The sequence below is a fragment of the Spirillospora sp. NPDC047418 genome (assembly GCF_040643275.1).
GTDB lineage: Bacteria > Actinomycetota > Actinomycetes > Streptosporangiales > Streptosporangiaceae > Spirillospora.
The window spans coordinates 55,641-74,219 of the sequence record NZ_JBEYTW010000020.1; the positions used below are offsets into that span (position 1 = coordinate 55,641).

17 protein-coding genes and 1 pseudogene are annotated in these 18,579 nt (G+C 68.0%); 9 read left to right on the top strand and 9 right to left on the bottom strand.

What is annotated here, in order from left to right; genetic code table 11:
* Positions 1-5: 5 nt before the first annotated feature.
* From ABZ806_RS15510 to ABZ806_RS15525, 4 genes are all read left to right on the top strand, one after another.
* Complete coding sequence (locus ABZ806_RS15510) at positions 6-1,304, top strand: hypothetical protein (protein ID WP_500217942.1); 1,299 nt, start codon at positions 6-8, stop codon at positions 1,302-1,304.
* 678 nt (positions 1,305-1,982) lie between these two features.
* Positions 1,983-2,480 carry a hypothetical protein gene (locus tag ABZ806_RS15515; RefSeq protein ID WP_500217943.1) on the top strand — a complete coding sequence of 166 codons (498 nt, stop codon included), beginning with the start codon at positions 1,983-1,985 and terminating at the stop codon, positions 2,478-2,480.
* Positions 2,477-5,548 carry a coiled-coil domain-containing protein gene (locus ABZ806_RS15520; protein WP_500217944.1) on the top strand — a complete coding sequence of 1,024 codons (3,072 nt, stop codon included), beginning with the start codon at positions 2,477-2,479 and terminating at the stop codon, positions 5,546-5,548. The genes ABZ806_RS15515 and ABZ806_RS15520 overlap by 4 nt, the downstream gene beginning before the upstream one ends.
* 25 nt (positions 5,549-5,573) lie before the next feature.
* The gene (locus tag ABZ806_RS15525) at positions 5,574-6,968 is read left to right on the top strand and encodes a Wadjet anti-phage system protein JetD domain-containing protein (protein WP_500217945.1); all 1,395 of its coding nucleotides are present in this window, start codon (positions 5,574-5,576) and stop codon (positions 6,966-6,968) included.
* Positions 6,969-7,220: 252 nt separating this feature from the next.
* Here the strand turns inward: ABZ806_RS15525 and ABZ806_RS15530 are convergent, their stop codons facing one another.
* Positions 7,221-8,144, bottom strand: coding sequence for a recombinase family protein (locus ABZ806_RS15530; protein ID WP_500217946.1), 924 nt, complete (start codon positions 8,142-8,144; stop codon positions 7,221-7,223).
* 304 nt (positions 8,145-8,448) lie between these two features.
* Here ABZ806_RS15530 and ABZ806_RS15535 point away from each other — a divergent pair, with 304 nt between their 5' ends.
* Positions 8,449-9,162 carry a hypothetical protein gene (locus ABZ806_RS15535; protein WP_500217947.1) on the top strand — a complete coding sequence of 238 codons (714 nt, stop codon included), beginning with the start codon at positions 8,449-8,451 and terminating at the stop codon, positions 9,160-9,162.
* A 995-nt stretch (positions 9,163-10,157) separates the two neighbouring features.
* Complete coding sequence (locus tag ABZ806_RS15540) at positions 10,158-10,568, top strand: STAS domain-containing protein (protein WP_500217948.1); 411 nt, start codon at positions 10,158-10,160, stop codon at positions 10,566-10,568.
* Positions 10,569-10,725: 157 nt separating this feature from the next.
* On the opposite strand, the gene ABZ806_RS15545 is transcribed toward ABZ806_RS15540, so the two are convergent.
* The gene (locus ABZ806_RS15545) at positions 10,726-11,247 is read right to left on the bottom strand and encodes a hypothetical protein (protein WP_500217949.1); all 522 of its coding nucleotides are present in this window, start codon (positions 11,245-11,247) and stop codon (positions 10,726-10,728) included.
* 750 nt (positions 11,248-11,997) lie between these two features.
* A complete protein-coding gene (locus ABZ806_RS15550) occupies positions 11,998-12,315 on the bottom strand; it encodes a UBP-type zinc finger domain-containing protein (RefSeq protein WP_500217950.1) in 318 nt (105 codons plus the stop codon).
* 346 nt (positions 12,316-12,661) lie between these two features.
* Here ABZ806_RS15550 and ABZ806_RS15555 point away from each other — a divergent pair.
* Positions 12,662-13,354: pseudogene (locus ABZ806_RS15555) on the top strand (LysR family transcriptional regulator); the annotation flags it as partial.
* 75 nt (positions 13,355-13,429) lie between these two features.
* Here ABZ806_RS15555 and ABZ806_RS15560 read toward each other — a convergent pair.
* The 3 genes from ABZ806_RS15560 to ABZ806_RS15570 all read right to left on the bottom strand — a co-directional run bounded on the left by ABZ806_RS15560 (position 13,430) and on the right by ABZ806_RS15570 (position 15,150).
* Positions 13,430-13,756: a SpoIIE family protein phosphatase gene (locus tag ABZ806_RS15560; protein WP_500218002.1), complete on the bottom strand. Its 327-nt coding sequence runs from the start codon at positions 13,754-13,756 to the stop codon at positions 13,430-13,432.
* 101 nt (positions 13,757-13,857) lie between these two features.
* A complete protein-coding gene (locus ABZ806_RS15565; RefSeq protein ID WP_500218003.1) occupies positions 13,858-14,436 on the bottom strand; it encodes a hypothetical protein in 579 nt (192 codons plus the stop codon).
* Between the two features lie 417 nt (positions 14,437-14,853).
* Positions 14,854-15,150 carry a hypothetical protein gene (locus tag ABZ806_RS15570; protein WP_500217951.1) on the bottom strand — a complete coding sequence of 99 codons (297 nt, stop codon included), beginning with the start codon at positions 15,148-15,150 and terminating at the stop codon, positions 14,854-14,856.
* A 187-nt stretch (positions 15,151-15,337) separates the two neighbouring features.
* Between ABZ806_RS15570 and ABZ806_RS15575 the strand changes: the two genes are divergently transcribed.
* On the top strand, positions 15,338-16,576 hold the full coding sequence (locus tag ABZ806_RS15575; RefSeq protein WP_500217952.1) for a PP2C family protein-serine/threonine phosphatase: 1,239 nt from the start codon (positions 15,338-15,340) through the stop codon (positions 16,574-16,576).
* 173 nt (positions 16,577-16,749) lie between these two features.
* Here the strand turns inward: ABZ806_RS15575 and ABZ806_RS15580 are convergent, their stop codons facing one another.
* The 3 genes from ABZ806_RS15580 to ABZ806_RS15590 are packed head-to-tail and all read right to left on the bottom strand — an operon-like array spanning position 16,750 to position 17,998.
* Positions 16,750-17,148: an STAS domain-containing protein gene (locus ABZ806_RS15580; protein ID WP_500217953.1), complete on the bottom strand. Its 399-nt coding sequence runs from the start codon at positions 17,146-17,148 to the stop codon at positions 16,750-16,752.
* Complete coding sequence (locus tag ABZ806_RS15585; RefSeq protein WP_500217954.1) at positions 17,145-17,702, bottom strand: DUF5994 family protein; 558 nt, start codon at positions 17,700-17,702, stop codon at positions 17,145-17,147. Before ABZ806_RS15585 ends, ABZ806_RS15580 begins: the two co-directional genes overlap by 4 nt.
* A 47-nt stretch (positions 17,703-17,749) precedes the next feature.
* Positions 17,750-17,998 (bottom strand): hypothetical protein, encoded by a 249-nt coding sequence (locus ABZ806_RS15590; protein WP_500217955.1) that lies wholly within the window; start codon positions 17,996-17,998, stop codon positions 17,750-17,752.
* A 361-nt stretch (positions 17,999-18,359) separates the two neighbouring features.
* Between ABZ806_RS15590 and ABZ806_RS15595 the strand changes: the two genes are divergently transcribed.
* Positions 18,360-18,569: a hypothetical protein gene (locus tag ABZ806_RS15595; protein WP_500217956.1), complete on the top strand. Its 210-nt coding sequence runs from the start codon at positions 18,360-18,362 to the stop codon at positions 18,567-18,569.
* Positions 18,570-18,579: the final 10 nt, after the last annotated feature.

Here is an 18,579-nt window from a genome sequence, read left to right on the forward strand (position 1 = left end):
AATCGATGTCAGCGCATCCACCGTACGATCCAGCATCTGAGCAGATCGGTATCGACTTCTCCGCGGTCCATGAGAGTGCCACGCCCCAGGAGCGCTTCAATCCGTTCGTCGCGCCTGTAGCGGCTGACGCAGGCGCGGTTACGAAAGATCCTCTGGCTCTTGAGATTGCCCACGCGGTGCATGCAGCATTCGGCGATCTCGACACCGGTGACGGTCTGACGCGCGGTGAGTTGATCGCGGCCTGCATACCGCGGTTCTCCACCGACGATGTTGCCAGCAGGATCAACGTGTTCATCGCGAACGACATGCTGCTGTCGAACGATGGTCCCGACCGTCCGCACCAGATGCGCTACCGCATCAACGACATGAGTGCGGTTGCTCTCCTTGTCTTCAGCAGACTCGACCGCGAGGGTGGAGTCCAAGAGATCGCGCTCCTACTCAGCCGCACCGCCCGCGAGGTCGAAGATGGGCTCCTGGATGAGGCCGAAGTCGGCGAGCGGATCACTCAGGCACGGCATGCGTTAGCAATCAGTACCGCCAATCTGCTGCGCCTGGTTCGCGGTCGGACGATCGAGGAACTCCTCAACGAACGAAGGAGCCAAAGATCGGCCACCGCCCTGCTCGCCGAGGCAAGGACCCTGGTCACCAGGGTCACGGAACGGTTCCACTCACTGATGGGCGCAGGGCAGAGGCTAATCAGGGCAGCTTTGCGTTATTGCGAGGCAGTCGGCGAACTATGGGACCGTTTGGTGGACCTCGCCGGAACCCGGAGGGACTTCTCAATGCTGTCGCCCGAGCAGTACCGGACGGCAGCACAGAGGTCGAGCATCGACCGGCTGTCCGACGTGTTCTCCATGACGGTTTTCGATCCTCCAAGCCTGGCCACAAACGCGGAGCGTCTGATCGACGCCGTCGATGAATACCGGCCAAGACCTCCCCGGCGGCGACCGCCGCCTTCCTCGGCCGTTTCGTCCAGCCGCGACCCGATTGGCGAGGCACAGCAGCGCTCAGATCGAGCCCGCGAGCGCCGGATCGCTACCATCGAGATTTCGCTCCAGGGGCAGGATGCAGCCGATCTCACCAGCGTGATCAGGGCGGCGGGCTGGCCCGGAGCAGCCAAGATCGTCGTCGATGTACTGCTGGCCTCTGCGGCACCCGCTGTTCCCCTGACCGCGACACTCTCAACGGCGATCCTGACTGACCTAGCCGGTGAGGTCACCTTTGTCACACCGATCGAGGTGCGCCGCGTCCACCCCCAACCTTCCTCCCAGGAAATGACCACCACAGACGATGCTGGAAGATGACTCTGCATACTTGCTCGCCAAACTGCGCGCGACGAGGACACAACCATTCCCTAGAAGCGCACGTGACCTAGTCGATCTCAAGGTCGCGGCCCAACGTGTCGGCCAGACGCTCACAGAGGTACACGACAGGCACGGTGGCCGCGCGCTGACGGCCTCTTGGCCGGCTTCGTCAGATCTCCTCGGACAGGAGGCCCACGAACCCTACTTCCGTCTGCCGACGTCAAGCCTCCTGTTCGTCCTTTCCGCGTGCATCCGATGGTGCTGGCCCGACCCAAACCAGACGCTTTACCCAGGCGTCCCCGTCTCCGAGGCGGAGATCCTCGACTCGCTGCAGGCGTTCTCCTCCAGTGCTGAAGGTGCTAGCCATCGAATGCGAGGTTCTCACCGCGCCGCATTGCGCAAGCTCATCGCCTGCGGAGTTCTCTCTCAATCTGAGAGCGGCAGCGTGATCAGGCTGGGGCCGGCCATCGCTCTGTGGTCTGACGACGAGGTGGCCGCGCTACGCGCGGAACACCATCGGCTGCCAGGCCCGGAGACCTCCTAATGCTGCCGTCTCTGACCGCTCTTTCGGAACGGCGCCGGGCCCAGGTCTACTCGGCCGTCGCGGCACTTGATCACGCCCGGAGCCCAGTACCCCCCCACCTCTTCGCTGCTTTGGCAGAGCCCGCCCTTCGCCGCGTGGTCGAGGACGTCCTGACTGCCTCCGGCCGGGTCCTGATCACCTGTCCGAATGGCCTGATCTCTGGCTATGGCGACGACATTGCCGCACGGCTTGCCGACGACGGCTTCGGCATCCTGCCCGAGGTCGACCGCGCTGTCCTCGCCCTGATATTGATCTTCAGTGTGGCTATTCCACGCGCCGAGGGCGAACTACCCGCTGAAGCCCCGTGGACGAACGGTCGCCCGGTACCCAACGAACAGTTCCGGGGGTGCTCCGTACCGCCCGGGCAGGTGCAGCAATCACTCCGGCGGCTAGCTGACGCTGATCTCGTACGCCGAGTGCCCGGTAAGGGTCTGGTCCCCGGTGCTCAGTTCCACCGGCTAACCAAGCATGCGACCACCTTCCTGTTCGAGCAACTCGTCCTGCTCGCCGACCCGCACGGGTCGCTGGCCGACTCGATCAGGCGCCGCCGCGCCCATCAACACCATCGGACGAATCCGGAGATCTCGCCGTGACCGCACCCACAAACTCGCAAGAGACCTTGGCTCGCGGCGTGGTGGGCACCCGCCATCTGGTCGGCGTCCAAACCTTCGACATTGCCCGGCTCACCAACCACGCCGTTCCTCTGATCCCCGGTGCCTTTGTCGCGGTTTCTGGCGCAGGCCCTCAGGGTGACTCCAACGGGTCGGGAAAAACCAGTTTCCTTGCCGCTGTATCCGTCCTCCTTGCCGATCCGCAGTGGCGACTGTCGATCAACGGCGGACGATTCGCCGCGAACCTGCTGTTCAAACCGGACGCCGCCGGTCTCGATCCCGCCCAGCGGTTCACCCCCGCACCCTATGGCTACATTGTCGGCGTGTTCGCGCAGGCAGCCGATCCCGGCCATGACCCGGTGACTGTCTGGATCCGTGTCTCGGCGAGCACCCCCTTTGTCGAGGCGCGCTGGTCACCCGGGCTGCAGGTCGCAGATGCGGACAACGAGGCAGAACGGATTCTGCAAGCCGACGGGCTCTGGCAGCGATGTGTGCCCAAGAAGCCAATCTCTGCTCGGAGGATGGCCGAAGTTCTGTACGGCGACGCACCGCGTTGTCTCACCTACTTGGACACCCAGATGAGGCCTCGTGCCCCATCGCTCCTCAGTCAACAGATGACCGAGATGGATCCCGAGACCATCGGCGACTCCTTGATTGCGCTTGCTGGCCTGGATACAGATATTGCTAGCGAGACCACTCAGCGCGGGAAATTCCTTGAGCATGAGGGCGAACTCGCCGCCGCGATAGCAAACGATTCCGCTGCCCATGCCGAGGAGGAAGCTGACCTAGCCGGGGTCGCCGCACGTCTGACAGCGCGGAAGGCCATCGAGCAGGCGCGGGGGTTCTGGCGACAGTACCTTGCTTGCAGGCTTCACCGGGCCCACGATGAGGACCAAGAGCTCGAGAGGAGCGCTAAGGAGATCCGGCAATTCGTCATCGATGCCGAGGCTCTGCGCGACGAACTCAGCGCCCGACTAGCTGAACTGCGGGTGCCGAAACGTCTCATCGAAACCGAGAAGCAGAAGCGCCGCGAACGAGATCAACTGAGGACATCGCTCGACGGCGTCCGTTCTGAGCGAGCGACCGTCACCGCACGCCAGGCTCTGTTGGCGACAGAACTCCCGGCGCTACGCTCGCTGGCAAAGAGCTGGTCTGGCGACAGTGTCGACATCGCCCAGCAGACAGTCGCGGAACGGCGGAACGACCTGGCTCACGCCCAGGTACTGGTTGAGCAGTCCACCACCTCGGTCGAGGAGGCCGAGAGTGGTCTACGCCTCACCGAAGCCGGGCTATCCGGAAAGCCCGGAGAGGCGATCCGGCTTCTGGATGAAATCGGCATTGAAGGCATCGGGCTCCTCGACATTGTCGAGCCGGATCCGGAGTCCCGTGATGCCTGGGAAGCCCGATTGTGGCCCTGGCGTGACGCTGTCGCTGTGCCCGAGGAACGCCTTTCGGAGGCCGGTGACCATCTCGCGTTCCGGCTGCCGGGAGCTCAGCTCGTCGGTGTGCCGTCGGATCCGTGGGGTCGTCCGCTCGCTACCCGCGGGCAAGAGTCAGTCACCGACTTCCTCGCCAGGCTCAGCCAACAAACGGACACGCATCCAGGCGGTGTCGCCTTCCCCGATCTAAACGCCGTCGTCGTCAGTGGTTTCGATCCACCGGTGGCGGGTCGGAACAGCCGCGTCAGAGCGGCTCGAGACCGGCTATCTCGGGCTCGTGAGCTTCTGAAGGATGCCCAGCGAGCCGTCCTTGTCGAGGAGAACCGCCTCAAGCTGGCTGAATCGAACCTGGAGACGGCTCACGCTGCAGCGCGTCTTGCAGAGGTTTCCGCTGAGGAAAAGGAGTTGGACGAGAAGCTGATTGATATCGACGGCCGGTTGGGCACCCTTTCCGAGCGGCAGGAACCGGTGGAACTAGCCTGGGAGGAGGCCCAGTTTGCCGTCAAGTCGATCCAGACCAGCATCGACACCACCCAGGTGCTCCTCAGTACAGCGCAGGGAGACGTCGCCCGCCAGAGTGCGGCGCTCGAGAGGGTCCGGAAACAGCGGGACGCTCTGGCGGTCACCACCTGGCTCCAACTCTGGGGCGAAGGCGTCGATGCTGCAGCCGAGGTGGCGTTGGCCGAGTCGGCTGTGACCAGAGGCCGTCCTGACAGTCTGAAACGCCGCAGTTCTGAACTCCTTAAGGAGGCGCTGCGAACCTTCGGCGTCGAGACAGGTCACATCGACGACGGCCTTCCCCCGGATCTCCAAGAGGCCGCAACTCTCAGAGAACGTTTCTCCGATGAGACGGACGCCCATGGGCCTGCCGTCATCTTCGACGACGTGAGCGCGCCCCTCCTCAGCAGGATTGCCGGTGCCGCGGACAACGACCGGGTGATCACAACGCGCGTCGCCGAGCAACGCCAGATCCGCGAGAACGTCATCGCCGAACTCAAGGCCGAAGCCGAGGCAAGCGCAGAAGTATTGCAAGGCCTACAGGAGATGCTGGAGCGCCACATCGAGGGAATTTTCAGCCTGATCAGCGAGGCATACCACCGCCTCGACGTCCACCGCGGCGGTTACGGTGCCGTCCTCGACTTCATCAGTGTTCGCCCCGAAGGCGCCGGCGAATGGAGGTGGCGGGTGACGCCGCGCTGGCGCCGGTCTCGGACGGGCACACCAATCTCCTACCAAGAGACAGCCAACGGCGCACAGGTGAAGGTCCAGGCAATCCAGTTGGTCCTCGCCGCGATGCTCGCCGACAGCGAGCCCCGCGGTCGCGTGCTGGTCCTCGACGAACTCGGCAACAGTCTCGGTGAGGTGAACCGGCGCGACACCTTGGCGGCACTCCGGAAGGTCGCCGACGAGCAGCAGGTGACGATACTCGGCACTTGCCAGGACAGCGTCCTAGTCGACGCCGCTGACTACTGCGGCGAGCTTCTCTGGTTTGAGCACACGACCACGTCGGAGCCCTACAACCAGCCCACGCGCGCTTGGGGCTTCGATGAAGATCGCGCCCGCGCCGCTCTCACCGCAGATTGGATCAGGCATGGACGGCCGCCCATCTGAATCGTCGACGGCGCCCCGTCGGGGTGTGCCTCTCCTGGTCAGTGCAGCCGAGGGCCGTACCGAGGTGTTCCTCCGTGGCCTGCCCGCCGGCGCGAAGGCGGTGACTGTCCCGCGGACCGGCGTCGACGGTCCGCGTATTCCCCGCGACAGAAAACGGCGTATCAATCCGAACAAGGTGGACCTGGTCGCGAAGGCACCTGTCCCTGCCTTCGCCCCACCGTCCGAGCTGACGCAGACCGAGCTGGCAAAGGTTCTCCGAACGAAATCCTTCCGCCAGTGGAGTTCGACTCGGAAGGAATTCGGCGAACGTGCCTGGACCATTGTTGTTGCGCTCATCCAGGCTGGTGGCATTGCTCTCCGCTGCGACGTCATCAACGGGCTCGACTATGTCCCGAAGTCCTGGCGGCTGACTCAACCCTGGGCCGACCTCGCCGAGGACCAGCTCGACGAGTTGCTCGGCAGACCCGATCCTGACGCGATCCGCGTGGAGTTGGTCCGTGTCATGGAATCGGTACCGAAACTCGCGCACGAACGCGATCTGCTGCTGGCGCTGCCAAAAGGATCAAAACTCACCGTGCCCTCTGGCTCTTCCGCGGGAACCGATCGATGGACCGTCTACGAAGCTGCGGTTCGCGCAGCCTCCGTATGGTGGTCGCGTACATCCTCGGGCGAGCGAATGACCGCCAAGGAGCTCGCAGCCATCGCGCTGCGGGGCTCGAAGAAGTGGAGCACCGCCCGTAGGCAGTCCTTCGCCAACCTGATCGGTACCCCCTTTGATCGGGCGGTCGACCAGACCGACACCGAGGTGAGACTACGGGGACCGCTGGTATGGAGCGTCGGCGGTGTGGCCGCAGACGCGACACGCGGACGCCCCTGGATCAGCCTTCCCGTCAACGGCGTCCGCCTGCTCGGGTTGGTGGAGTGCGAGGCCGTAGGCATCCTCCTGATCGAGAACGAGGACACCTTCGAGCGGATCTGTACACAGACCGATTTGAGTGATGACTGGCTGTTGATCTGGGGGGCGGGCTACGCCAGCACCGGTCTGGCTGTACTCCTAAGGTCCTTTCCTGATCTTCCCCTCGCGGCTTGGTGTGACCTCGACGCCCACGGCATCCAAATCCTGACCGAATTGACCGACCGGGTAGGTCGCCCCATTCGTCCCGTCGCTATGGACCAGAATCTCTTCGACAGGGGGGTCAAGTACCAACAGGAGCCTGAGAAGCAAAAGGCCAACCTGGACCTGGCTGAGCGTCTAACTGCTTCGGCCCCCGCTTCCCTGCTCCCCCTAGCGAAGGCGATCGTTCGAGCCAAAGGCGCCGGCTGCGAACAAGAGTCCCTATACCTTGAGGTTATCCCCCACCTCCGTGACCTCCTTGGAGGCGACGGAGAGACCGCCAGCCCACCAAACCTGCGATCATGACCTGGAGAGGAAAACCCCCGGCCCCGTCCAGGCAGGTAAAGCTCCGGCTTGGTGTCGCACCTCTTGTCCGCTCGCATGCTCGGACACCATCGGTGTAGGTCCCCGACCGACCTGGCTGCTGGCATGGCCGTACAGTATGACCAAAGAGCCCCTCGGCAGGCTAATCAGACTCGAGCCGCCGGGAACGGCAAGGTGGCGCGTAGGGGGTAGCTGATTTGGGGGGACGGGCTTGATCCGTCCTCGGACACAGGATTACCCCATGGGTGACGCGAAGAGTTCGATCTGGGAGGTCGCTCCTGGAGCGGGCTCTTTTTCGTTGTTGCCGACCACGGTGCAGGATGACCCGTGGCAGACGATGGCGAGACCGTTGTGCTTGAGGTGTGCGACGAGTTCATGCGGTGAGCGGGCTTCGCCTCGTCGTGGTGAAAGCTGCCGCATCAACTCGTCGAGCAGGTGGTCCTCTCGAAGGTAGAGGTTCTTCGGCGCGTCGCGAGAGCGCGGCTTGGTGCTGTTGTAGCCGTGGCGGCAGCGATAGCCGCTGCGTCCGTTGACCCAATGGGAGTCCATCCGCCGCCGGCAGAGGCCGCATAGGAGCATGCCGGCCAGGAGGTATATACGGACGCTCCCATCGCGGGTGGGTTTGGCGGCGCGGATCGTCTGCGCGGCGACGAAGTCGGCGTCGGAGACGAGCTCTGGATGGGCGGGCTTCTTGGAAATCGCCCATCCCGCAGTCGTGTCGTCGAACCCGGCTTGCCGGTTCCAGACTTGACGGCCGGTGTAGCGGGGGTTCTCCAGGATCGTGGCGACCGTGTTCAGCGTCCAGCCCTGCCCCGACCGGTGGGGATTTCGCTTTCGATCGACACGGGACGGGCAGGGGACGCCGCGTTCGTTGAGTTCGCGGGCGATTCCGGCCACGCTCACGCCGGAGAGGCGGCGCGCGAAGATCCATCTCACGTGTGGAGCGGTCAGCGGATCGGGATCGAGGCGTCGCAGGCGACGTCCCCATTGGGCGTGCGCCTGGTTCGGGTGCGGCCCAGTGTCCACGAGCCGGTACCCGTAAGGGGGCCGGCCGCCGAGGTAGCGGCCCTGCCCGCAGGCTTGGATCCGCCTCGCGGCCAGGACACGGTGCCGTGCACGCAGGACCTCGCGCCGCGACTGCGCGCCCAGCATCATCATGAGCGCACGGTGCGCCGGCTCGTTCATGTCGACGGGACCGAACGCCTCCGGCAGCCACAGCCGGATGCCGTGGGCGTCCAGGAGGGGGCGAGCGCGGCGAACCGATTTCCGGAGAACGCACGTTCGTACTCCCCGACCACGATGGCATCGAAGGTGCGGGCCGTCAGGTCTTCGAGCAGTGCCGCCGCCTGTGGACGTCGTGACCAAGTTTACGATCGGCGGTCGTGGCGACGAAGCGGATGAACAAGGACAAGTTCGACAAGGAACTGGCCGGGCTCGACGAAGACGCGTTGAGGAAGCTGCTGTGGACGTTGTACTGGCGGGGCACCAAGCAGTTCCGGGAGCGCATCGAGACCGAACCCCAGCCCGCCGACACCAAGCGGCCGTTTCCGACAAGGAGCGGATCGGCCCCCAAGAGGTCCTGCGCGACGTCACCGACTTCGTGTCACTCGCCCGCGCGGGCGCCTACATGGCCGGGGATCGGCGCGTATCCCGCAAAGAAAGCAGTCGATGGCGCTTCACCTTCCAGCGTCTGGCCAAGGACACACGCGCTCCCCGCTCGCTCTCGACGTCCCGACCGGCGCCGCCGCACTTGAGCAGCTCATCGACCCTGGCCCGCGAGATCAAGGGCTACGATCTGTTCCATTCTGAGGATCCCGTGGAGGCCGCCGGCTTCGTCGTCTCCGATGCCGCCGCCGCACTGTGGCAAGGTCTGCGCGACCACCACGGGTTCACCGGTTTCGCGCGGCTGGCCGCGCCGCAACTCATCCGCTGGGAGCGGGAGCACGGATGGACCCGTTCCGGATGGGGCCGCCTCAGCGAGAAGGAAACCACCCTCGCCACCGTTCTGGCCGGGATGCTACGTGGCCACGACGCCTGGGCCGACTTCGCCGACCACTACCTGACAGCACTCGACCAGACCCGAACCGCCGCCCCCAGGATCTACGGCGTCAACGCCGACTACTCCCGCAGAGAACGCACCGGTGATCTCGCGGACTGGCATCTGCTTCTGCTCTAACGCCTGGAAGGCACCGACGCCGACCATCTGCTCGACCGGCTCGTCACCCATCCCCAGCTCACCGGTCCCGAACTCACTTACCTCCAAGCCCACCGCGCAATCCAGACCGGCGCTCCAGACAAAGCTCGTGCCCTGATGCGCGACTGCCTGAAGACGTTGCCCGGCCATGAGGGGCTTCCTCGCGTTCGCGAAAAGGACCAGCACCCAGTGAAGCCCACGCACGTCGCCGGCGCGCAGCTGAGCGGACGACCGACGACGGCCGCGTCGCAGCAGGCATCGGCGGCCGGGAGACGGTCGGCGGCTCCGTCTGTCACCTCGGCGTGGACGGGCGCACGCTCGGCGACGGTCTCGGCCAGGGGGTTGCCTTAGCCCCCTCACCCCTCCAGGTTTCTGGTCCTCCACCCCGACCCGGAGCGTTCCAGTAGCCACCGCCCCGCCGCCCCCGGAGTACTGGCTCACACAGCTCAAACCTCCGTCATGCCGGCGCAGGGACCGCAATTGACCGATTCCGTGTGTCTGAAACTCCGGATGCGGCGGGCAAGCGGGGGGGTAACGCCCCGCATTCCCGCGATCATTCGGTTGTGAACCGGGACGGGATCGTTAGTGGGTGGCGGGATTGTGGGTGCAGCCAGCGCGCGGTTTTCCGTCGGGGGTACTTCACAGATGGGTGGGCCCGTCGGGACTGCCACCGGTCAGCTGGCGATCAGGGGCGCGTTCCCGTTCGGGTCCTGAGCCCGTCGAACCGGCCCATCACACGCCTGGGTTCCGTCAGCGTTGCCGGTGCGGACAACAGGAGTCCCCGTCGCCTGATGGTGCGACCATGCCCAGCTCCGCCCTGCTCGTCACCAACCCGGGGCGCATCCGCGTTCAGGGGACTTTGCAGGTCGTTGCCCTCGATCAGGCGGTATGCGGCGTAGCGTGGTTTGCAGCGCGTCCGCTGGTCAGCGCGCTACCGACCCGCCCCGCGCGATCCGCTGCGCGATCGGAGCGACATCATGAACACCACGTATACGACTCAAGGCCATACCGACATCCATCCGCGGGTTGTGCTGTCGGTCGTGCGTCGGCCTTCGTTCACCGTCGCCGCCCTGCAAGGCGATCTTGACCTGGTGACCGCGCCCGCGCTTCGCGACAGGCTGCTGGCGCTGCTTCACCCAGGGCAGCGGATGCTGGTACTGGACCTGTCACAGCTGTGGTTCTGTGACGCGGCAGGGATCTCCGCTCTGATCAGTGCGTGGCACCGTGCTCTGGCTCTGGGCGTCTCGATGCGTCTGGCCTCCCCCCGCTCGCACGTGGCGAGGATCCTGGTAGATGCCGTCCTTGAGCACGGCCTCCGGACCTACTCGACCCTGCCCCGAGCGCTCCAGCAACCGCTGCCTCCGGCGCTGGAACCCGCCGCGGCCTGACGACCGGGCCACGATGGCGCCGTCGCCGCGCTGGTGCCGACGTGGACCGATTCCAGGGTGCCGACCTTGTGGCCGCCGGAACCGAGGACGGCGCGGGTGCGCCGTTCCCGGATGTCGGCCATCTGGATCATCGGGACTCCTTCATCTTCCGGTGGAATCAGGCCCCCCAGGCCTCGTCGTCCAATTCGTCCCAGGTCGGTTGGTCCGTGGGCCGTACTCCGGGGCGGCGGGAGGATCCGCCGGAGGCTCCGGCGCGGGGCGGCGGTGCCGGGGACGGTGCGGCGGCGGGTTCGTCCAGGCGGGGTTTGAGTTGCCGATAGCGCTCCTCGGCCTCCTCGACGCCGAGGTCGAGAACGGCGGCGATCTGTTCGAAGCCCATGCCGGCGGCCTGCGCGATGTTGAGCAGGCGCGCCTCGGTCTTGTCCACGTTCAGGCGGACCGCGCTGAGCACCAGCAGGGCCGCGGCGACCTCGACCGGCTCGGGACTGTCGCCGGTCCCGTGCTGGGCCCGGTCGCCGGCGTCGATGACCGCGTCGATGGCGTCGCGGTCGGGCATCGGCCGTTCTCTGGACCGCCAGAGGAACTCGTCCACGCCGGTCGCGTGGCGGGGGGTCAGGTAGGCCCGCGCCTGCACGACGATCCCGGGTTCCGGTGCGGGCAGGCAAACGGACACGACCACCGGCGGGCAGGAGAGGGCGTCCGGGATCGACGGCTGCTGTTCACGCTCAACCCGGTCCGGGGCGGCGGGAGGGGGGCGGCATTTCGAGTTTCGGATCGCGGGGCCCCGGTCTGGAATGGACATGTGGCTCACTTCCGGCTCACCATCCCTGCGGATGTTCGCCTCTGCAACGGCTGGCTGCGATCCAGGGCGCCCGGCTCGGGGAGGAGCGGACGACCCTGGACCAGCCGGCGCAGCCCCCAGCAGCGACTGCCCGCTACTGATTCAAGCCGGACGGCCTCATGGCGGAAACAGGCAATGCGTGCATACGCCATCACTTGTGCCGATGACCGCCGCTCGGACGGCAATGAATGCCAGTATCGCACCCATGGAGACCCGTCGGAAATGATTGTTATAATCTGCGAGTATTGATGAACAGTCGAGCACAGCCGCCGGTATGAGCGGTGTCCCACCGCTGGCGGTTGCGCTCCCGCCTACGACTGCTCACCGCGATCCGTGCCGACGGGCGGCACGTTGACCTGCTCACCGTGCCGGCACCCGGAACGGCTCGGAGGGCGCCCGGGAATCCGAGGGCGGACGACCTCGAAGGGACCTCGCGACGCCTTGATCCGTACCCGGTGCCCGGCCGGCCGTCATGCGGCCGTAGCACCCGCCCACCAGCGTCCCGGCGGCCGATCGCCCGGACCTCTTCGGCAACCGGCGGGGCGATGAGCCGGGGCGGCATCCCGGTAACTCCAGGTAACGGCAGTGTCAGACACGACGTTCGTGGACGTAGCACCATCTCCACGTCGATCCCGGCTCCATCGCGGCGGCGAGCGGATGGTCGGTCTCCTGGTAGTGCGCTCGCGCGTGCCGATGCGGCGAGTCGTCGGAGCAGCCCACCCAGCCGCAGGTGAGGCAGATACGCAGTGCGGTCCACCCGTGGCCCTGTGCCTCGCATGCCGTGCAGCCGCGCGAGAGCGGCGTGACGGGTGTCAGACCGTCCACGTGGCCGCAGCGCGGTGCCGAACCGTTCGTGCTGAACGGCACGCCCGAGCTCATGGCGTGGAATGTCGTCGTGCGCTTCATCGAAGCCTCCCTTCCTGAGCACTGCGATGTGCTGCCGCCAGGTCACTGGTCCAGTTCGGTGCGCTGCCGCTGGCGTCACCCGCGGTCACCATCGTGGTCATGGTCCTCGATTCCGCGTAGACGCCATCCGGCAGGGGAGGACCGGCTCGGACGCCTCCGGCGGGCTCAGGCGTGTGGAAGCGCCCATCACCAGTTGAGCCCGGCCTTCAGGAAGACCGAACCGGGCAATACGGATAAGAGTCATCAGCGGCGGCGATAACCGTCGGTCGGCGACGCGGAACTCCAGCGCGGACCGCGCTGTACGCTGCTGGGGGGTCCAGCTGTTCCGGCCCGGAAGGCGGGAGACGTGGAACTGCGCCAACTCCGCTACTTCGTCGCCGTCTGCGAGGAGCTCAACTTCGGCCGCGCGGCGGCCCGCGAGCACATCGTGCAGTCGGCGCTGAGCCAGCAGATCCAGCGGCTGGAGCGGGAACTGGGCGTGCGCCTGCTGGATCGCACCACCCACTACGTCGCCCTGACGGCGGCGGGGGCGGCGTTCCTGGTCGAGGCGCGGCAGATCCTCGCCCACGTGGAGCGCGCCGCCCAGGTCGCCCGGACCGCGCAGGGCACCTCGCCGGCGTTGCGGGTGGGCATCATCGACGCCAGTTACGACTCGATGCCGCAGATCCTGCACGAGGCCCAGGCGCTCTATCCGGATCTGGTGATCCACCAGGTGGAGGCCGGCGTCCCCGAGCAGTACCAGCAACTCAGCGACGGACGCCTGGACGTGGGCATCGGCCGCGCCGCGCTGGCCCCGAGCGGGGTCGCCTCGCACCTGTTCCGCCGCGACCGCCTCGGCGTCCTGGTCCCGCGTGGGCACCGGTTCGCCGGCCTGGACGCCGTCCCGGTCGAGGCCCTCGCCCGCGAGCCGCTGCTGCTGGCCGAGGAGATGAAGGCCCCGGAGTTCAACCAGTTCACCGTCGAGATGTGCCGCGCCGCCGGCTTCACGCCCACGGTGCACCAGGGCACCGTCGACAGCATCCGCGCCGCGTCCGCCCTGGTCGCCCAGGGCCGCTGCCTGTACTGCGTCCCCTCCTCCTGCATCTCCGCACTCCCGGGACGATCTGGCGGCCCCTCACCGACCCCGCCTCCCACTACCCCTGGTCGATCCTGTGGCGCGCCGCCGACGAATCCGACCACGTCCGCGCGGTCGTCGCCTGCGCCCGCAGCATGTCCCAACGACTCGGCTGGCTGGACGCCGCGGACCAGGCGACCGGCTGACCGCCGAAGTGCCTGGCCCCTCCGGGAACGCTGCGCGGGCGGCCATGACGCCGTCCAGCCGGGCCAGCACGGTGCTGGGCGGCGCGGTCGTGTCCCATGCCAGGGCCCGGAGCATGTTGCGGACCTGGGCCATGCGGGCCGCGGCCTGCAGGTCGTGGCCCACGATGTCGCCGATGACCACTCCGATGTTGGCCAGGACCAGGCCGGTGCGGCGCGCGACGTCCTCGGCTACGAGCCGGTCGTCCGGCCCGTAGCCGTGCCCCGGGCGGGAGTAGCCCAGCGTCAGCGCGCCGTAGGTCTCGCCTCGGGCGGCCAGGGGGGGATGATCGCGCTCTGGGCGTCCATGACCTGGAAGAGTTGGCGCTGGGCGGCGTCCAGCGGTTCGTCGGAACGCACGTCGGCCGCACCGCCGACCACGACGGCCGCGCCGCCGCGCAGCACCTGGGCCAGCGGTCCCCGCGGTGCGCGCGGGAGCGGCGGGAGCTGCCCCTCGAGCCGGGCGATGTCGGCGGCGGAGAGTTCGTGGTGCGTCGCGGCCACCCGCTCGACGCGGCCGTCGCGGACCAGCAGATCGACCTCGGCCCAGTCCCCCAGCGCGGGCACCACGAGCCGGACCAGCCGCCGCAGCGCCTCCTGCTCGAACGCCCGGCCGAGCATGGACCGCGCGCGCCGGACCGTCAGCCCGCGTATCCGGTCGCTGCCGACACCGACCGCGACATCGATCCGCAGGGTGTGGGCCTCTTCGGCGGGCAGGGCGATGAATGCCAGTGGAACGCCTGCCATGGAGCGGGCCCGGTCGGTCGCGCCCCGGGACATGCCCGCTGGGCCCCAGGCGGACTCCGGTAGTTCGTCGCCGGTCATGTCGTCATCCGCAGCTCCCGCCGGGCCCTGTCGGCGCGGATCGTCACCGATCAGACGCTCAGCGCTCTACCGGCCGGGCCGATCCTGATCCTGCCGCTGGACAACGACGAGGCCACCCGCGGAGTCCTCGCCGTCCTCGCGAGGCCGAACGCTGAGCCGTTCAGCCCCTCCACCGCCCGCCAACTACTGCTGTTCGCCGACACCGCCGCCCGCCTGGTCCAACTCGCCGCAGACCGACGCACAACCACCCGGCCAGACAGCCCGTGCGCACCCATCATCGCCCTCCGCTCCCACCCGCGCGAAGATGACACGACCAGGCGGACCTTCATCTCCTCGGCCGGCAGCGGCGGCTCGCGGGCGAGGGCCTCGACCGGGACGGCGTCCAGGCCGGCGACCCGGTGCCCGCGCGGCATGCCTCTAGAGGGGTTCGCTGGTCCAGCTCCAGACGCCTCCTTCATGTCGCGGGCGGACGAGTTGCCCGCCGCTGGAGTCGGCGAGCTGGGCGACGGTTTGGATCAGCCGACGGTGGAAGTCGTCGGGCGGGCGGGCGTCGGACGAGCCGTCCAGCAGGGTCACACTGACCTTGGCGTCGTCGCGCAGCTGCGCGGTCAGCCGTCCGGTCCCATCCAGCCGGAGCATCACGATCGCATCGGCGCGGACCATGTCATGCCCCCCGTCGGCCTCGATCCAGACCTGGTGCATCGTCCCGCTCACCGGCCCCATCTCCTCGGCTCAGGCTGTCCGTCAGACCCCTACCACCCACCATAAAGGGCCCGGGATCACGTCGTCACAGGCTGACGTCCCTCCCGCCACGATCGCGCGGCCGCCCCGGCCCCCCACGTCTCCGCACATTGTCAGGCACTTAGAGTTACCATCGGTGCCGGAGGGCACATAGACGGCTGTGGGAGAACTGAGCGGACCCGGGGACGCGGTCGACCGCAGCGAAGGTTTCGGCGAGCGGCTGCTGGGCCAGTTGCTGGACCGGGCGCACGAGATGCCACCGCAACTCATCGCCCCCCTGGTGGCCGAGGAGATACGCGCGATCGGCGGCCGGGACGTCTCGATCCTGCTGCAGGACTACGCCCAGCTCTCCCTGGTGCCGCTGCCGGGCAGGGGCCTCACCGACGGCGAGCCACTGCCGTTGGAGGGGTCTCCGGCCGGGCGCGCGTTCCTGTCGGAGACCACCGTCGAGCAGCCGCAGGACGACGGAGTGCGGATGTTCCTGCCGCTGCTGGACGGCAGCGACGAGATCGGCGTGATGGCCCTGACCCTCGACGGCGTCGACGACGACGACCGCCGGCTGCTGCGGCGGCTCGCGGGCCTGGTCGCCGACATGCTGGTCACCAAGAACAACTACACCGACCAGTTCCTGCGGGTGCGACGGCGCGAGCCGATGAGCGTGGCCGCGGAGATCCAGTGGTCGCTGCTGCCCCCGCTGACCATGACCACGCCGCAGGTCGCCGTCGCCGGAATCCTGGAACCCGCCTACAACGTCGCGGGCGACAGCCTCGACTACGCCCTCAACGACGACGTCCTGCACCTTGCCATGATCGACGCGATGGGCCACGGCCTCAACGCGGCGGTGCTGGCCACCGTCGCCGTGGGCGCCTACCGGCACGCCAGACGCGCCCAGCCCGGCCTCGCCGAACTGTACGCGTTCATGGACACCGCCATCGACGACCAGTTCGGCCCCGACCACTTCGTCACCGCGCAGATGATGCGCCTCAACATCGGCACCGGCCACCTGGAATGGGTCAACGCCGGCCACCCCGCCCCGATGCTGATCCGCGACCACCGCGTCATCGGCGCCCTGGAAGGCCCCGGCACCCTGCCCGTCGGCTTCGGCGGCTCGAAACCCCAGATCAACACCCGGCAACTGCGCCGCGGCGACCGCGTCCTGGCCTACACCGACGGCCTCGTCGAAGAGCACACCGCCGGCGGGACGCTGTTCGGCGAGGACCGGCTGATCGCCACCATCGAACGCGTCGGACCGGCCAGCGCGAGCGTCCAGCAGATGGCGCGGAGCCTCTCCCACACCCTCATGCGCGAACGAGGCGGGATCACCAGCGACGACGCCACACTCTTCCTCATCGAATGGCGCGGCGGAAACGCCGACCACCTCACCCGACCACTCCTGTGACCGAACGCGGGCCGGCCGGGTCGACCGAGCGCCCGGCACGATGTGGGTTCCTTGCCCTCGGCCGCGTCAGGAGAGGAAGGCGACCGCCGCGATGAGCGCGCAGACGAGGGCGACCGCAATGGCCATGCCGCCGACGAGACCCCTCATCAGCCGCAGATACTCGTCCTTCATGGTCATCGGGCAGGCGCTTCCGAGAGCGAATCCGGCTCGGGGTAGACGGGGAGTGCGCGGTCGAGCGCGGTGGCGCGGAGCAGCGCGGCGACCTGAGGGCGGGGGGCGACGAGCCGGAGGGTGACGTCGAGTACGGCGGCGCGTCGCCGGGTGCCGACCAGCACGGCCAGTCCGGCCGCGTCGGCGGACGCCACCTCCCCCAGATCGAGGATCAGCAGGCGGCCGCTGTGCCGCAACGCGCCGATCAGGTGCTCACGCAACGCTGGAGCCGCGGCGCCGTCCAGGGCGCCCGACAACGCGACGATGGTGTGGCCGGGGCGCCGGCGGGCGGGCGTCCTCACCTCATCGGGGGCCCGGACCAGAGCTCGGGCGGGACGCGGGATGGTGATGAGAGCGGTCATGGCGATCTCCGATCGCAGAGCGTCGATGGTGCCGGGCGGCCCGGGGTGCCGGCCCGGTCCGTCCGGCCGGGTGGTGAGGCGAGGGCGGCCGGCAGGTCAGGGGTGTGCAGGACGTTGTGAGGGGCGGACGCCAGCTCCATCGACGCCTCGGCCTCGTCCCGGGGCGTGGCGGCCGGGACGGTGAACAGGTCCACGCGCCGGCCGTCGGCGTAGATCGCGGTCAGCAGCCCCGAGGTCAGGGAGTCGAACCAGCTCAGCCGCACCACCCGGGTGTCGGCCGGGCCGTCGATGCGCAACCGGCGGGGACGGCTGTCCCAGTCGTCCACCCGGAGCAGGACGTGGGTGACGGGACGCTGGTCGTCGATGGGGCCGTGGTCCTGGAGGGCCAGGATCAGGCCGGGCAGCTCCGCGACCGGGTCGGCCGATCGGGGCCACCAGCCGCCGTCCAGCACGGTCCGCGCCGAGCCGGGAGGGGCCGCGGGGCGCAGCAGCAGCCGCGGCGTCGAGGGCGGTGACAGGCTGATCGTGGTGCGGCGTTCGGTGGTGGTCCACATGGCGGGCGCCTTCCTCGGCTTCCGATCGGTGCGGCGGCTGGGGGCGTTCAGCGGAGGCGCTTGCGGGTCAGCGGGCGCAGGTGCGTGAGGCGGGCGGATCCCAGGATCAGGGTGACCGCGATACCGGCGGCCATGGCGGCCATCAGTACGACGGCCAGTGGCAGGGCGCCGCTCAGCCCGGCGAACGAGACCCGCACATCGCCGGTGTTGCTCACCACGAGCACCATGAAGAGGACCGAGATGGCCGCGACGGCCCACAACTCGGACCACACCACGCTGGTGCGGACCGCCGCCACCGTTCGCTGCGCAGGCGGCGGCTTGCGCCGATCGGGGAAGACTCCGGGGTCGGGTGGGTTGAGCCGGGTCGCTGAACCGGTCTGCCCGGTGCGCCCGTTGACGTGCGGCCTGTGCGAGATCTGCGTGACTCCCCCTCTCAGGGGGCGGCCGGCGTGGCAGATCAACCCTCAGAACAGGATGTCGCCGTTTGCCGGATACTTTTATCCTACTCGACTAATTGCCGATATACGGAAAATGAGGAGACGGGTCATCAGCTCGAGTGATGGGGTATGCATAAATTGACTGTGTCCGTCCCCGGGGCGTCGCGCTTTGCTGGACATGGCCGGCCCGCACTGGCCGTGGAGCCCAGTGAAAGGAGTCATGATGATCCGACTGGCCGACATCCGGGAATGGCGTACCCAGACCGTCCTCGACTCCGGCGGACACAAGATCGGCACACTGGAGTCCATCTACGTCGACACCGGCATCGACGACGTCCTGCCCGCCGAGGACGAGGAGGCCGTCTTCCGGCACTACGGGCTGGACTACCGGCCCGGCACCGGCGGCGAACGCCGGCTCGCCCGCCGCTGACGCGGCCCGG

Coding starts and splice junctions, on each gene's coding strand:
- ABZ806_RS15510 (WP_500217942.1), top strand. CDS start 6: ATGTCAGCGCATCCACCGTACGATCCAGCATCTGAGCAGATCGGTATC.
- ABZ806_RS15530 (WP_500217946.1), bottom strand. CDS start 8,144: ATGATGATGCTGGGCGCGCAGTCGCGGCGCGAGGTCCTGCGTGCACGG.
- ABZ806_RS15540 (WP_500217948.1), top strand. CDS start 10,158: ATGAACACCACGTATACGACTCAAGGCCATACCGACATCCATCCGCGG.
- ABZ806_RS15550 (WP_500217950.1), bottom strand. CDS start 12,315: ATGAAGCGCACGACGACATTCCACGCCATGAGCTCGGGCGTGCCGTTC.
- ABZ806_RS15565 (WP_500218003.1), bottom strand. CDS start 14,436: ATGACCGGCGACGAACTACCGGAGTCCGCCTGGGGCCCAGCGGGCATG.
- ABZ806_RS15580 (WP_500217953.1), bottom strand. CDS start 17,148: ATGACCGCTCTCATCACCATCCCGCGTCCCGCCCGAGCTCTGGTCCGG.
- ABZ806_RS15585 (WP_500217954.1), bottom strand. CDS start 17,702: ATGTGGACCACCACCGAACGCCGCACCACGATCAGCCTGTCACCGCCC.
- ABZ806_RS15595 (WP_500217956.1), top strand. CDS start 18,360: ATGATGATCCGACTGGCCGACATCCGGGAATGGCGTACCCAGACCGTC.